Raw genomic sequence first — 14354 nt, forward strand, 5'->3', positions numbered from 1 at the left:
CGGCGGTCGTACCCTGGGTGCCGTGACCGCCGCCCTCGCTCCCGCCACCGTGCTCGACGCGGCGCAGTGGCAGGCCCGGCAACGGGCGCACGAGGAGCGGGTCGACGCCTGGCTCACCCCGCACCTGGCCCGCCGACGGCGGGGCGAGACGCACCCGGTGGAGGACTTCCTCTTCACCTACTACTCGCACCGCCCGGCCCAGCTGCGCCGCTGGCATCCGGGCGCCGGGGTCGAGTTGCGTGGCGCCGACCCGACGGCGTTCGGCGCCGACTACCGGGCCACCGACGACGGGATCCTGCTCACCCCGACCCGGGAGACCCAGCACGCGCACGAGCAGCCGGGCTGCCTGCACGCCAACATGGATCTGCGTAAGCGCAACTCAGGCACCTCCCGGAGGTGGGGGGTATGCAAGCGGCACGAAGCGGACAAGGGCCCGAACCGTTGACCAGCATCCCCGCCGCAAGCTGGCTTCCCCTCCTGGAAGCTCACGAGAAGCGCGCCGACTCCCTTACCGCAGGCCACCGCGCCCGCAAGGCCACGAGGGAACGCCACGCGATCGATGACTTCTTGTACGACTACTACGGCACCCGGCCATCCGTGCTACGACGGTGGCACCCCGGTGTGGGCATCTCCTTGGAGCCCGGACCGAAGGGCTCTGCGCCACATCGACAGTGGCGTTGGTACGCCACGGACGAAGACGAAGTCGTGAGCTTCGACGTCACAGCGTTCCTCGCCGACCGGGCTGAATCGGTGCGCTTCATCCATCGACTGTTGTCCGCCATCTCGTCACGACCAGCCTTCACTGGCTGCTTCGGTCTGCATGAGTGGGCGATGGTGTACCGCCAACGGGAGCATCGGCATCCACTCCCCCTGCGACTTGGGCAGGAGGGAACTGACGCGGTAGTCGAGTCTCACCAGGTCCGCTGCACGCACTTCGACGCGTTCCGGTTCTTCACCCCTGACGCGGTCAGCCTCAACCGGCTCCAACCAACGAGGGAGAGCCAGGTAGAGCTTGACCAGCCGGGCTGCTTGCACGCCTCGATGGACTGCCACAAGTGGGCGACCAAGCTGGGCCCTGCGGTTCCGGGCGATCTGGCGCTCGACTGCTTCGAGTTGGCGAGGGACATCCGGCTACTCGACATGCAGGCTTCCCCGTACGACTTCTCCTCCTACGGGGAACCGGCGGTGGCCATCGAGACACCCGAGGGCAAGGCCGAGTACGTCGCTCGTCAACGCGAGTTCTCGCAGCGCGCGGGCCGACTACGCGCCCGGTTGATCGATGTGTGTGCGGCGCTGCTTGAGGGAGCGGAGCCACCGGCAAGGGTGGGGGCATGACCCCCTGAGACACCCTCTCCACGCCGCTATGTCATAGCCTCCGCCATCTTGCCCCGGTTCCAAGGTTGCCCAGAAGCGGCGATCTGGCGCTCGACCTGGGAAGACAACGCTGGCCCGCCAGCCACAACAGGCTCGAACGGCCAGTTCCTTGTTCAAGGAGACCCCTGGCTCAGAGGCTCGCAACCTTCGCAGGGTCTCCCGCTCTGAACAACACATCGACATGCCGCTCATCGGTGCGGCGGACGCCACGCCCCTTCTGTCGGAGACGGCAGCTCACGACAACCGCGAGGATCAGGGACCGCCTGCGGTCTACATCCAACCCGTCCCAGTGACGGCGTACCTGCTCGTCCGTCATCCCGGTGACGCCCTTGACGGCGCTGTCATCTCCCAGTTGGGACAGCTGATCCTCCAACTCGTCCACGCGGCTGCGCATGGTCTGGGATGCAGTCAGAAACTGCGATCGAGTAACGAGCCCAGCGGCATAGTCGGTGGCCAGATCATCGAGCCGTGACCGAAGGGACCCCAGCTCATCCCTCATCTGCTGAACAGGCAGGTCATCCTCGCTCTGCTCGAACGCTTCGGCGAACTGCGGCGCGGTCAGGAACCGGATCACACGCTCACTGACCATGGTGTCAGCATTGTCCTGACGGTGGGATACGCAGTGCTTGAACTTGCACTCATAGACGGCGTAGCTGCCCTGCTCGCCCTTGCGTCCACGCCATGCCGTGCGGATGGGGCCACCGCACTTGGCGCAGGTAGCGACGCCCGTCAGCAGGCTCCGACGGGGACCGCCACCACCAGCCTTGCGGGTAGGAGAGTTGAGCACACGGACAGCGGAACGGTAGATCTCCTCGGGCACCAGGGCATCCCAGTTACCAGGGCCGACCTCATCCCCTGCGTACGTACGGATAGCGCAGTTCCTGGCAGACATGAGGAGCTGACGAACAGTTGCTCCCGTCCAATTCCTCCCCCTGGTGGTGAGCATGCCCTGACGGTTCCACTCGTCGGCGATCGACAACAGGGAGCGCCCCGCCAACAGATCCTGGTACGCACGCTGAACGGCCTCGGCTTCACCGCCACGAGGTGTTCCGTCGCGCTCGTATCCGAAGGGTCGAGCTGACCACCAGGGCCGGCCCTGGGAAGCGCGCTGCGTGGCTGCCAGACGCTGACGAGCAGCCTTCTGCTGACCCTCGAACTGAGAGAACGCCGTGACCACGTTCGCCATCAGGACGCCTGTCGGGTTGCTCAAGTCCAGCATCCCTGCGGTCACGGCATGGACGGGTACGCCGTAGCTGATCACCCGGTCCAGCTCACGGGTGAGGCGGACGAGGCGGTCGAGATGCCAGACGATGATGGCGTCCGGCTTCGGGCTCAGGGTGAGCAGCTTCTCGAACGCCGGCCGGACCCGGCCGGTCGTGGCGCTGATGCTGTTGTCGATCAGCTCCCGCGTCACCGTCCAGCCCTGACGAGCTGCCAACTCCCGGCAGGCTTCGAGCTGCCGATCAACGCCCAGCTCGTTACCCAGCTTGTCCAGGCTGAGCCGTGCGTAGATGACGACGTCCATCCCTGCGTTCCCTCCCTCGAAGTTGCCTGGGATGAGGATACGCAATGATCTCTACAAGTGGGCGTACAAGCTCTCCCCGCTGGTCCCCGCCGAGCTGGTCGCCGACGCGTTCGCGCTGGCCCGGGAGATCCGCACGCTGGACATGCGGGCCAGCCCCTACGATCTGGCGGCGCTCGGCTATCCGCCGGTGCGGGTGGAGACCGCGCAGGGCCGCGCCGAGTACGCCGCCGCCCAGCGGGACTTCGCGGTACGGGCCGCCGCGCTGCGCGACCGGCTGCTGGTCACCGTCCCGGCGTGAATTTCCCACCCGGGTGTTCACCCAGGCCGCCCCCGATGCGCCGCCCACTCCGGAGCCGGGATCGACATCACCCCGGCCGGAGCCGGCCGTCGAGCTCCGCCCGGGTGGCCAGGAACCAGAGCTGGCGACCCCGGTTGGCCTCGGTCACGAAGTCGCTCAACGCCGGGCTCGCGGCGAGCCGGGCGGCGATGTCACCCACCACGGCCAGCTGCAGCCGGTAGTTGACGAACTTCTGCACGATCTCGCCGGCCACCCCGCTGCGCAGCTGGAAGAAATCGTCACCGAGCCGGCTCACGGGCAGCACGACCAGCTCCGCGCCGCGCCCGAGCGCGTCGCCGATCACGTCGAGCGCGGCGTCGCCGTCGCGCAGCACCGGGCCGTCCTCGGCGCAGTCGAGCACGGGTACGCCGTGCACGTCCCGCAGGGTGTCGGTGGTCATGCCGGCAGACGGTAACGGCCCGCACCCGGCGGACGCCCGGAATTAGCCGGCGCGCGACCGCCGACCGCCTAGTCGCCGTCGACCCGACGCTCGCGCTTGCGCTGGGACTGACGCTTCTTCTCGGCCAGCCGGCGCTCCTTGGCGCCCCGGGACGGGCGGGTCGGTCGACGGGGCGGTGGCGGTGGCGCCACCGCCTCGCGAAGCAGGCTGGCCAGCCGCTCCCGGGCCGCCTCGCGGTTGGCCAGCTGCGCCCGGTGCTCGCTGGCCGCGATGGTCAGCACGCCGTCGACCAGCCGACCGCCGAGCCGGCTCAGCGCCCGGGCGCGCAGCGATTCCGGCATGCTCGGCGAGCCGGCGAGGTCGAAGCTCAGCTCGACCCGGGAGTCGGCGGTGTTGACACCCTGCCCGCCCGGGCCGGAGGACCGGGAGAAGCGTTCCCGGAGCTCGGCGGCGGGGACGACCCACCGGTCGCTGACCCGCAATCCGCCATCCACCCCATGAGGCTAACGCCCGGGCCGCTCGCTCGGGGTGACTGAGGGGGTTGGCGCCGGTCCGGCGGTCTCGTCGTCGGAGCCGACCGCGGCGTAGGCGACCGCGCCGATCAGCAGCAGCGCGATCACGCCGACCTTCGTGGTGACCGCCCGGATCAGCAGCCAGGCCGTCTTCCGGGCTCCCGGCACACTCTTCTTGACCGTTTGATAGTCGGCCCAGCCGCGCCGGGCACGGGTGTACGCCGATCCGACGCCAGTTCCGATGAGCAGGCCCGCCACCAGGAGGACCGCGATGAGAGGACGCTCCACCTCCGCCAGTATCCATACTCAGCGTAATATTTCCATGGCCCGATGCTCCCGGGCCGGATATCCGACAGTCGATGCCTTCCCACCTCGCGCTATCCGTCGGTACCCGCAGCTCAGCCACCCTTGCCGATGATGGTGTCGGCGGTCTGCTGCACCTGCTCGATCGGGATGGCGAAGCCGATGCCGATCGAGCCGTTCCCGTCGATCGTGGCGATGGCGGTGTTCACCCCGACCACCTCGCCGCGCGCGTTGACCAGTGGCCCACCCGAGTTGCCCGGATTGATGGACGCGTCAGTCTGCACCGCCGTGTGCCGGTTGGCGCCAAGGCGCACCTGGCGGTTGAGCGCGCTGACGATCCCGGCCGTGACGGTGCCGGAGAGGCCGAGCGGCGACCCGACGGCCAGCACCGGCTCACCGACCCGCGTGGAGCCCGGCTTGGCCAGCGGCAACGGCGCCAGCCCCGCGCTCGGTGGCACCTTGAGCACCGCCAGGTCGCTGCTCGGTTCCCGGCCGACCACCTCCGCGGTGAAGCGCCGCCCGTCGGGCATCTCCACGGTGACCGACCCGCCGCCGCCCTTGGCGAGGATGTGGTCGTTGGTGATGATGTGCTGCTGGTCGTCGACCGCGAAGCCGGACCCGGTGGCCGCCGCGGCACCGGCCGCCCCACCGCCGACCAGCACCGACACCACTCCGGGCACGGTGCGCTCGGCCGCGGTCACCAGTTCCGCCGGCACCGGGGCCGCGGACGCCGCCGCCGGACCGGGGGTTCCGCCACGACTGGCCACCCAGCCGCCGGCCGCGGCGCCGGAGGCGGTGGAGAGTGCCACCACCGCCAGGGCAGCCAGCAACCGACCCCGCCAGCGTCGGCCGGCGGGGTCCCGCCCCGATCCGGGCCCGTCCCAACGCGCCCGGCCGTCTGGGTCGAGTTCGGGGGAGACGAACCAGGGACCGCGCGGCTCGCCCAGTCCGGTCTGCACTGCCATGCGTACTCCTCACGTCGGTGTCCTGGGGCGGTGGCCGGGCGCGTACCGGCCGCGGTTCGTCAGGGCAGGCGGGAGAACCAGCGCATCGAGCCGGCCGCGGCGCCCATCGCGAACACCAGCCCGAGACCGATGAACCGGGCCGAGACGTCCTGCCGTTCGGTGCGGTAACCGACCGAGGTCCCGATGTCGTCGTAGACCGCCTTCAGCTCCTCGATCGTGCTGGCCTCGTGGAACATTCCGCCGGTCTCCTCGGCGACCGCGTGCAGGGTCTGCCCGTCCACCGGCACCTGGATCGGGCGCCCGCCCCGGTCCACGAAACCGCCGGGAGTGCCGAAGGAGATGGTGTGCACCGGCACCTTCGCCGCGACCGCCGCGGCGGCAGCCTCCATCGGATCCATGCCCGAGGTGTTCGCCCCGTCGGAGAGCAGCACGATCCGCGCCGGCGGAGGCGCCTTCGCCGCCTCGCTGTCCAGGCCCTTCACCGCGCCGAGCGAGGTGCTGATCGCCTCTCCGATGGCAGTCCCCTGCACTCCGGTGATCCCCTCGGCGAGGCGCTGGACCCCGTCGTGCAGCGCCTCCCGGTCCGTGCCGGGCGGCACCAGCACCGCCGCGCTGCCGGCGAACGCGACCAGCCCCACGTTGAACTCGTCCGGCAGCCCGTCCACGAACTTGCGGGCCGCGCCCTTGGCCGCGGCGAGCCGGTCCGGGTCGACGTCGGTGGCGAGCATCGAGGTGGAGACGTCCACCGCCACCATCACGGTGGCCCGTTCCCGGGGCACCCGCACCTCGGCGGTCGGCCGGGCGAAACCGACCACCAGCAGCGCCAGCATGGCCAGGAAGAGCCCGGCGGGCACGTGCCGACGCCAGGCCGGGCGTTGCGGCGCGATCCGGTCGAGCAGCCGCAGATTGGTGAAGCGGACCGCGTACCGGCTGCGTCGGCGCTGCATCATCAGGTAGCCCACCACCAGGGCGAGCACGCCGAGCAGCAGCCAGAGCCGGGCCGGCGACAGCCAGATCACGCGGCACCTCCCCGGCCGACGCCGACCGGCACGGCGGCCAGCCGGCGCTGGGCGTGCACGTGCCGCACGATGTCGGCGCACCAGTCCCGGTCCGTCCGCAACGACAGGTGCGCCGCCCCACTGCGGCGCAGCGCCTGACGCACCTGGTCGCGCTGGGCGGCCGCCGCAACGGCGTACCGGTCCCGCAGCCCACGGTCCGAAGTGCACACCTCGCGCCGGCGCCCGGTCTCCGGGTCGACGAGCGTGACCAGGCCGACGTCCGGCAGTTCCAGCTCGCGCGGGTCGGTCACCTCCACCGCGAGCACCTGGTGCCGGACGCCGAGACGGCGCAGGGTCCGCTCCCAGGGCGGCGGGTGCTCGGGGTCGTCGGGCAGCCCGTCGAGGAAGTCGGAGACCACCACGACCAGACCGCGCTGGGCGGCCACCCGGTGCACGGCGGCGAGCGCGTCGGCCAGGTCCGGTGGCGCGAGCGGCGCGGTCGCCTCGTCGTATCCGCCGGTGCGTGGGGCGGCCAGCAGCGCCCGCAGCAGGCTCAGCAGGTGGGTACGCCCGCTGCGGGCCGGGAACCGGCGCAGACCCGCCGGGGTGAGCAGCTGCGCGCCGAGCCGATTGCCGACGCCCGCGGTCAGGAAGCCGATCGCGGCGACCGCCGCCACGGAGAGCTCCCGCTTGTCCAGCTCGGCGGTGCCGAACTCCATGCTCGGGCTGGCGTCCACCAGCAACCAGGTGGTCAGCTCCCGGTCGGCGTCGACCTGACGGATGTGCGGCACGCCGGTGCGGGCGGTGACCGCCCAGTCCATCCGGCGCACCTCGTCCTCGCCGGGCCGGTACTCACGGCTGCCCGCCGGCTCGCTCCCCGGCCCGGGCAGCAGACCGCGGTACTGGCCGTGCAGCAGGCCGTTCAGGCGCCGGTTGACGGTCAGTTCCAGGCGACGCAACCGCTGGTCGGGGGCGAGGTCGGCGAGACCGGGATCGGCCGGCACGGCCGCGACGGTTTCGGTGCGCCTCATGCCGCCGCCAGATCCGGCGCCTGCTCCGGCTTCGTGGCCAGGCGCGGCGGGGGCACCGCCTCGACCAGCCGCCGCACGACCGACTCGGCGGTGACGCCGTCGGCGACCGCGTCGAAGGAGAGCACCAGCCGGTGGGAGAGCACGTCGGTGGCCAGCTCGCGGACGTCCTCGGGGAGCACGTACTCCCGGCCGCGCAGCAGCGCCTGGGCCCGGGCGGCGGCGACCAGGCCGAGGGTGGCTCGCGGGCTCGCCCCGTACGCCAGCAGCGGGGCGAGTTCGGGCAACCCGAACCGTCCCGGGTCCCGGGTGGCCAGGATCAGCCGGACCACGTACTCGGCCAGCGCGTGGTGGACGAAGACGCGTTCGGCGCGGGCCTGCAGCTGCCGCAGCCGCTCCGGGTCGAGCACCTGCCGGGACGTGGGCCGGTCGGTGCTCATCCGGTAGAGGATGGCCAGCTCGTCGGCGTCGCTCGGGTAGTCGACGACGACCTTCATCAGGAACCGGTCCCGCTGCGCCTCGGGCAGCTGGTAGACCCCCTCCGACTCGATCGGGTTCTGGGTCGCCAGCACCAGGAACGGCGTCGGGACGGGATAGCTGCGCCCGCCGATGGAGACCTGCCGCTCGGCCATCGCCTCCAGCAGCGCCGACTGCACCTTCGCGGGCGCCCGGTTGATCTCGTCGGCGAGCACCAGGTTCGCCATCACCGGCCCCAGCTCGATGTCGAAGCTCTCGCGGGAGGCCCGGTAGATCCGGGTGCCGACGATGTCCGACGGGACCAGGTCCGGGGTGAACTGGATCCGGGAGAAGGTGCCACCGACCACTGTGGCGAGGGTCTGCGCGGCCAGGGTCTTGGCCACGCCGGGCACCCCTTCGAGCAGGCAGTGTCCGTCGGCGATCAGGGCGGTGAGCAGGCGCTCGACGAGCCGATCCTGCCCGACGATCACGCGTTTGACCTCGAAGAGGGTCTGTTCCAGCTCGGCTGGTGTCGGTTCGGCTTCGACCGAGCTGGGCATGCTGGCCAGGGTGTCCGAGATGTCCGTCACGGTGCTTGCTTCCCGTGGCGGTGGCCGGACAAACGTCGGATTATCAGCGCCGGAGCGGCCGTTTCGCTCCCGGATCGGGACAACCCGCCCGAGTGGGCGACGGACGGCCCGGGGCGGCACGAGGCACGCAACCGGTACGGACACGGTGCGGCCCCCGCGCGGATCGCGCGGGGGCCGACGCCGGTGCCGTCAGCTGGTGTGGACGACCAGGTGGAACGGCAGATCGGCCGCGACACCCGCCGAGTTGCGGGTCTGGACGAAGACCGCGTTGGGCGTGGAGAGCCGCGGCGCGACCGCGACCTCGCCACCCGCCGGGATGCAGCAGGGGTCCGGCCGACCGATGGTGGCCACGTAGACCCCGGCCGAGACGATGTAGCCGTACTGCACCTCGTACTGGCCGACGCCGTACTTGATGACGGTGCCGGCGCCGCGGGCCTTGGTGCCGTTGGCGTTGACGATGGTGATGCTGGTGCTCGCGATGAGGGTGCTGTTGGCGTTGAGCGCGGCCCGCGCCTTACGAGCCGACTCGGCCGTCACCGGCGGCTGGGTGCTGGTGCTGCGAGCCGCCGGCTGGACGGCCTCCGGCGCCTTCGCGGCCGGCTGGGCGACGGCGATGCCGCCCCCGGCCAGGGTGAGTCCGAGAACGGCGAACGCGACAGCGATCGCCTTACGTCGGAATGGTGTGGTCATGACAGGTCCCCCTTGTGTGACCGTGAAAAATCGGCCGACCCGCGGGGCGGGACGGATGACAGCCTGTTCTTCTCTCGTCGAACGGCTCCGTCCGAAAACTGCCGAGGAAATAGCTTCAACGCACCGTGATTTTGCTTCCTCAATCAATTTCCACCCAAGCTGAGCAGGTATTACTACTCAGAGTTGCGGAGCTTCGACCACGTGGAACGTAGCACCGCAAAAAGCTGGGCGTCAATAGCGACAGCCGTGGGGACAACTGTCGCCTACCTGGCAGGAGAATTGTGAAATGTGAACGCGCCACCATTCACGAAAATTGCCGGGGGTCATGTCGGCGCGGGGCACGGGATAGGTTGCACGCGTGATCATCGAGCATCGGGAACGACCGAGGGGCAGCTGGCGGCGGCGCAGAGTGGTGGACGGCCTCTGCTGGCTCGCCGTGACGCCCGCCGCCGCCTGGGCCGGGCTCCGGTTGGCCGGCCTGGACCGTGGGCCGCTGGTGCAGGCGCTCGCCTTCACGCCGTACGTCGCGGCCTGGAGCCTGGCGCCGGTGGTGCTCGCGCTCGCCCTGCGGCGGCGGTGGCCGGCGCTGGTCGCGGCGGTGGCGGCGGTGGCGCTGCTCGGCGTGGTCGCGCCGCGGGCGCTCGGCTCGGCGCCGCCACCGGCCGGCGGCCCGACCGTACGACTGCTCACCGCCAACCTGCTGGCCGGAGCCGCCGATCCGGCCGCGCTGGTCGACCTGGTCCGCCGGCACCGCGTCGACGTGCTGGTCGTGCAGGAGTTCACCCCCGGCGCGCAGGCCGACCTCGACCGGCTCGGGCTCGACCGGCAGCTGCCCCACCGGCAGCTCAACCCGCTCGTCGGCACCCCCGGCTCCGGCCTCTACGCACGCTTCCCGATCAGCGACGCCGGGGTCCGCAGCCACCGTGGCGGCTGGGGCTTCACCCAGGCCTACGGCACGATCTCCGTCCCCGGCGCGCCACCGGTACGGGTCGAGTCCGCGCACCCGGCCGCGCCGTACGCCGTCGACCAGGTCGGCTTCTGGCGCGCCGACCTGGCGGCGCAACCCCCGGCCACACCGGACGGCACGCTGCGGATTCTGGCCGGCGACTTCAACGCGACCCTGGACCACGCACCGCTGCGGGCCCTGCTGGGCACCGGCTACGTCGACGCGGCCGACGCCACCGGTCAGGGGCTGGTCGGCACCTGGGGGCCGTACGACGCCGACCTGATCCCGCCGGTCACCATCGACCACGTCCTGGTCGACCGGCGGATCGCCGCCCAGGCGGTCGAGGTCCGACCCCTCGCCGGCAGCGACCACCGGCCGGTCCTCGCCACCCTCCGCCTCCCCACCCCCGACCAGGCGGGTCAGACCTTGGCGCGGGAGAGGCCATAGGTGAGGGCGTCGACGAGGGCGTGCCAGCTCGCCTCAACCACGTTGGGGTGCACGCCGACCGTGGTCCAGTCGCGTCCGGCGCCGTCGGCGGTCTCCACCAGGACCCGGGTCACCGCGCCGGTGCCGTGGCTGCCCTCCAAGATGCGCACCTTGTAGTCGGCCAACTCGAAGTCGCGCAGCTCCGGGTAGTGCCGGGCCAGCCCGACCCGCAGCGCCTCGTCCAGGGCGTTGACCGGGCCGTTGCCCTCGGCGGTGGCGATCACCCGCTCACCTCGTACCCGGATCTTCACGGTGGCCTCGGAGACCACCGCGCCGTCCTCCCGGTGCTCGACCAGCACCCGGTACGACTCGAGCGCGAACGGCCGCGCCGGGGCGCCCTCCGGCAGCTCGGAGCGGACCAGCAGCTCGAACGAGGCGTCGGCGGCCTCGAACGACCAGCCACCGGCCTCCAGTTCCTTCACCCGCCTGGTCACCCGGGACAGGGTCTCCGGATGGCCGGCCAGGTCCAGGCCGAGCTCACGACTCTTGAGCTCGACACTGGCCCGACCGGCCATCTCGGTAACCAGGATCCGCATGTCGTTGCCCACCACCGACGGGTCCACGTGGTTGTAGAGCAACGGGTCGACCTTGATCGCGCTCGCGTGCAGCCCCGCCTTGTGGGCGAAGGCAGCGGCCCCGACATAGGCCTGGTGAGTGTCGGGGGCGATGTTGGCGATCTCGGCGATGGCGTGCGAGACCCGCACCATCTGTTCCAGGCAGCCCGCCGGTAGTACGGGCAGCCCAAGCTTGAGTTGGAGGTTGGCGACGACCGCGAAGATGTCGGCGTTGCCCGGGCGCTCGCCGTACCCGTTGGCGGTGCCCTGGACGTGTCGGACGCCCGCCTCGACGGCGGCGATGGTGTTGGCCACCGCGCAGGCGGTGTCGTTCTGGCAGTGGATGCCGAGCCGATCCGGTGCGACGCCGAGCCGGTCGGTGACATCGGCGATCACCGCGCTGACCTGCGACGGGAGCATCCCGCCGTTGGTGTCGCAGAGCACCATCACCTCGGCGCCGGCGGCCAGCGCCGTCTCCACCACCGCCGCGCCGTACGCCGGGTCGTTGCGGTAGCCGTCGAAGAAGTGTTCGCCGTCGACGAAGACCCGGCGCCCCTCGGCGACGAGGTGCGCCACCGTGTCATGGATCATGGCGAGGTTCTCCCCCGCCGTCGTGCGCAGCGCCCGTTCGACGTGCCGCAGGTCGGCCTTGGCGACCAGCGCCACCGCCGGCGTCTCCGCGTCGAGCAGCGCGCGCACCTGCGGGTCCTCGCCGACCGCGACGCCGGCCCGCCGGGTGGCGCCGAACGCGACCAGTACCGCGTGCCGCAGGTCGAGTTCGGTACGCGCCCGGTGGAAGAACTCGGTGTCCTTCGGCACCGCCCCCGGCCAGCCGCCCTCGATGAAGCCGACCCCGAACTCGTCGAGCAGCCGGGCCACGGCCAGCTTGTCGACCACCGAGTAGCTGAGCCCCTCGCGCTGCGCGCCGTCGCGCAACGTCGTGTCGTAGACCTGGAACCTCATGGCGTGCCTTTCTCTCCAACGAGCTGCGGGACGCGGACGGGCTGCGGGCATCGATCGGACGGGACCGCCGGGGAGCAACAAAAAGACCCCCCGCGGATGCGGGAGGTCTGCGCGCTCGGCGGGGAGGGGCCGGCGCGCTAGCTGCCAAGAATCAGGGCGGTGCTGTTCACGATCGGTACTCTGCCACCCGCCCACTGGTTTTGGGAGGAACAATCCACATGTCGGGACGGTGACGCAGGGTTGTCGTACGGCGTGAGCGCCGAGCACCCGGCCGGAAGCCGTCTCTCGTGATCGACTTCACAAGTCACCTGGGCGCTGTCAAGGGAAAACGCTGCTGCGGCAGCATCTGGAACTGATCCAGTTAACGGCCTCATGCCGGCGTCAAGGAGGACTCTTGCTCACTGTCGGTGACCGCTTCCCCGAGTACGAACTCACCGCCTGCGTCTCGCTCGACGCGGACAAGGCGTTCGAGACGATCACCCACAAGTCCCACCAGGGCAAGTGGCGGGTCGTCTTCTTCTGGCCGAAGGACTTCACCTTCATCTGCCCCACCGAGATCGCCGAGTTCGGCCGGCTCAACGGCGAGTTCGCCGACCGGGACGCCCAGGTTCTCGGCGTGTCGGTGGACAACGAGTACGTCCACTACGCGTGGCGCAAGGACCACCCGGACCTGCGTGAGCTGCCGTTCCCGATGATGAGCGACATCAAGCGCGAGCTGACCAGCGACTGCGGCGTGCTCGGCGCGGACGGCGTGGCCCAGCGGGCGACCTTCATCATCGACCCGGACAACGAGATCCAGTTCGCGATGGTCACCGCCGGCTCGGTCGGCCGCAACGTCTCCGAGGTGCTGCGGGTGCTCGACGCGCTGCAGACCGACGAACTCTGCCCCTGCAACTGGAACAAGGGTGGCGCGACCCTGGACGCCAACACGCTGCTCGCCGGCGCCGGAGTCTGACCGTGGGCCTCGACGCGATCAAGGCGGGCCTGCCCGAGTACGCCAAGGACATCAAGCTCAACCTCGGCTCGACCATCACCACCTCCACGCTGAAGCCGGACCAGGCCTGGGGCACCGCCCTGGCCTGCGCGGTGGCGGCCCGCAACCCGGTGGTGCTGAGGGAGATCGCCGCCGAGGCGGCCGAACACCTCACGCCGGAGGCGGTCGAGGCGGCCAAGGCCGCCGCGACCATCATGGCGATGAACAACATCTACTACCGGGCCAAGCACCTGATCGGCGACGAGCAGTACCAGTCGATCCCGGCTCGACTGCGGATGCAGATCATCGCCAGGCCGGGTGTGGAGAAGGTGGACTTCGAACTCTGGTGCCTCGCCGTCTCGGCGATCACCGGGTGCGGCGTCTGTCTCGAGTCGCACGAGAAGACCCTGCGCGCCGCCGGCTTCAGCCGTGAGCAGGTGCACGAGGGACTGCGGATCGCCTCCGTGGTGCACGCCGCCGCCGTCGCGTACGACGCGGAGGCCGCGCTCGCCTGAGCGTCGCCGACGAGAAGGGCCGGCCGGTCACACCGGCCGGCTCTTTTTTCCGCGGCGGGGTGTAGCGATCTCGACACCGGGTAGGACATGGGGCTGACAGGGCACCAACCCCCGATCAGTCGAGTAGAGGAGTGAAACGCCATGGAGCGGCTCGACCCTCGAACGACCCACGGGACGCCGGACCCGCTCGTGCACGGTGGACAGGGCGCCTTCCCGGGTGACACGCCCGGCGGCGCCTTCGACCCGTGGCGCTACCGGGACGACGCCGGCGTGACCGGCGTCGACCTGGTGGGCTACAAGGTGGAAGCGGGCGACGGCGGCATCGGCAAGGTGGACCGTGCCAGCCACGAGGTGAACTCCAGTTTCCTCGTGGTCGACACCGGTCCGTGGATCTTCGGCAAGAAGGTCATGATCCCTGCCGGCACCGTCAACCACGTCGACCACGACGAGCGGAAGGTCTACGTCGACCGGAGCAAGGACCAGATCAAGGCCGCGCCCGAGTTCGACGAGACCGCCGACACCGACCCGACATACCGGGACAAGCTCGGTGGCTACTACGGCGACACGTACTCGGCCATCCCGCCGGGTACCGCCAGGTGACGGTAGTTCCTGTTGGCCGGGCGGGGGGGGGGCGCCCCCCCCCCCGGGGGGGGGGGGGGGGGGGGGGGCCCCGCCCCGCCCCCCCCCCCCCCCCCGGCCGCCCCCCGGGCACATAGCGTTAGACCGGGGGTACCACCCC

At 71.1% G+C, this 14354-nt stretch carries 16 protein-coding genes and 1 pseudogene; 7 read left to right on the top strand and 10 right to left on the bottom strand.

What is annotated here, in order from left to right; translation table 11 throughout:
• The first annotated feature begins 22 nt into the window (after positions 1 to 22).
• A complete protein-coding gene (locus ACIBBA_RS25460; protein ID WP_396700455.1) occupies positions 23 to 445 on the top strand; it encodes a hypothetical protein in 423 nt (140 codons plus the stop codon).
• On the top strand, positions 406 to 1335 hold the full coding sequence (locus tag ACIBBA_RS25465) for a 3-methyladenine DNA glycosylase (RefSeq protein WP_396700456.1): 930 nt from the start codon (positions 406 to 408) through the stop codon (positions 1333 to 1335). The genes ACIBBA_RS25460 and ACIBBA_RS25465 overlap by 40 nt, the downstream gene beginning before the upstream one ends.
• A gap of 169 nt (positions 1336 to 1504) precedes the next feature.
• On the opposite strand, the gene ACIBBA_RS25470 is transcribed toward ACIBBA_RS25465, so the two are convergent.
• Entirely contained in the window at positions 1505 to 2899 is a 1395-nt protein-coding gene (locus tag ACIBBA_RS25470; RefSeq protein ID WP_396700457.1) for a recombinase family protein, read from the bottom strand.
• Between the two features lie 46 nt (positions 2900 to 2945).
• On the opposite strand from ACIBBA_RS25470, the pseudogene ACIBBA_RS25475 reads away from it, so the two are divergent.
• Positions 2946 to 3197 (top strand): annotated as a pseudogene (locus tag ACIBBA_RS25475) (3-methyladenine DNA glycosylase); the annotation flags it as partial.
• A gap of 67 nt (positions 3198 to 3264) precedes the next feature.
• Here ACIBBA_RS25475 and ACIBBA_RS25480 read toward each other — a convergent pair.
• The 8 genes from ACIBBA_RS25480 to ACIBBA_RS25515 all read right to left on the bottom strand — a co-directional run bounded on the left by ACIBBA_RS25480 (position 3265) and on the right by ACIBBA_RS25515 (position 9178).
• Positions 3265 to 3636: a DUF4180 domain-containing protein gene (locus ACIBBA_RS25480; protein ID WP_396700458.1), complete on the bottom strand. Its 372-nt coding sequence runs from the start codon at positions 3634 to 3636 to the stop codon at positions 3265 to 3267.
• Positions 3637 to 3704: 68 nt separating this feature from the next.
• Complete coding sequence (gene arfB, locus ACIBBA_RS25485; protein WP_396700459.1) at positions 3705 to 4130, bottom strand: alternative ribosome rescue aminoacyl-tRNA hydrolase ArfB; 426 nt, start codon at positions 4128 to 4130, stop codon at positions 3705 to 3707.
• Positions 4131 to 4139: 9 nt separating this feature from the next.
• Positions 4140 to 4436: a hypothetical protein gene (locus ACIBBA_RS25490; RefSeq protein ID WP_350869559.1), complete on the bottom strand. Its 297-nt coding sequence runs from the start codon at positions 4434 to 4436 to the stop codon at positions 4140 to 4142.
• A gap of 110 nt (positions 4437 to 4546) precedes the next feature.
• Complete coding sequence (locus ACIBBA_RS25495) at positions 4547 to 5416, bottom strand: S1C family serine protease (RefSeq protein ID WP_396700460.1); 870 nt, start codon at positions 5414 to 5416, stop codon at positions 4547 to 4549.
• A 59-nt stretch (positions 5417 to 5475) separates the two neighbouring features.
• Positions 5476 to 6435, bottom strand: a complete 960-nt coding sequence (locus tag ACIBBA_RS25500) for a VWA domain-containing protein (protein WP_396700461.1) — start codon at positions 6433 to 6435, stop codon at positions 5476 to 5478.
• Positions 6432 to 7418 carry a DUF58 domain-containing protein gene (locus tag ACIBBA_RS25505; RefSeq protein WP_396700470.1) on the bottom strand — a complete coding sequence of 329 codons (987 nt, stop codon included), beginning with the start codon at positions 7416 to 7418 and terminating at the stop codon, positions 6432 to 6434. Before ACIBBA_RS25505 ends, ACIBBA_RS25500 begins: the two co-directional genes overlap by 4 nt.
• A gap of 23 nt (positions 7419 to 7441) precedes the next feature.
• Entirely contained in the window at positions 7442 to 8488 is a 1047-nt protein-coding gene (locus tag ACIBBA_RS25510; RefSeq protein ID WP_396700462.1) for an AAA family ATPase, read from the bottom strand.
• Between the two features lie 189 nt (positions 8489 to 8677).
• Positions 8678 to 9178, bottom strand: coding sequence for a hypothetical protein (locus ACIBBA_RS25515; protein ID WP_396700463.1), 501 nt, complete (start codon positions 9176 to 9178; stop codon positions 8678 to 8680).
• A gap of 409 nt (positions 9179 to 9587) precedes the next feature.
• Between ACIBBA_RS25515 and ACIBBA_RS25520 the strand changes: the two genes are divergently transcribed.
• Complete coding sequence (locus ACIBBA_RS25520; RefSeq protein ID WP_396700471.1) at positions 9588 to 10571, top strand: endonuclease/exonuclease/phosphatase family protein; 984 nt, start codon at positions 9588 to 9590, stop codon at positions 10569 to 10571.
• Here ACIBBA_RS25520 and cimA read toward each other — a convergent pair.
• Complete coding sequence (gene cimA, locus ACIBBA_RS25525) at positions 10544 to 12127, bottom strand: citramalate synthase (RefSeq protein WP_396700464.1); 1584 nt, start codon at positions 12125 to 12127, stop codon at positions 10544 to 10546. The two genes, ACIBBA_RS25520 and cimA, sit on opposite strands and share 28 nt — an antisense overlap.
• Before the next feature lie 394 nt (positions 12128 to 12521).
• Between cimA and ACIBBA_RS25530 the strand changes: the two genes are divergently transcribed.
• The 3 genes from ACIBBA_RS25530 (at position 12522) to ACIBBA_RS25540 (ending at position 14215) form a co-directional block, all read left to right on the top strand.
• A complete protein-coding gene (locus ACIBBA_RS25530) occupies positions 12522 to 13082 on the top strand; it encodes a peroxiredoxin (protein WP_350869546.1) in 561 nt (186 codons plus the stop codon).
• Positions 13083 to 13084: 2 nt separating this feature from the next.
• The gene (locus ACIBBA_RS25535; RefSeq protein ID WP_396700465.1) at positions 13085 to 13615 is read left to right on the top strand and encodes a carboxymuconolactone decarboxylase family protein; all 531 of its coding nucleotides are present in this window, start codon (positions 13085 to 13087) and stop codon (positions 13613 to 13615) included.
• Positions 13616 to 13756: 141 nt separating this feature from the next.
• Positions 13757 to 14215, top strand: a complete 459-nt coding sequence (locus ACIBBA_RS25540) for a PRC-barrel domain-containing protein (RefSeq protein ID WP_396700466.1) — start codon at positions 13757 to 13759, stop codon at positions 14213 to 14215.
• The last annotated feature ends 139 nt before the right edge of the window (positions 14216 to 14354 follow it).

The sequence above is a fragment of the Micromonospora sp. NPDC051006 genome (assembly GCF_044456245.1).
Classification (GTDB): domain Bacteria; phylum Actinomycetota; class Actinomycetes; order Mycobacteriales; family Micromonosporaceae; genus Micromonospora.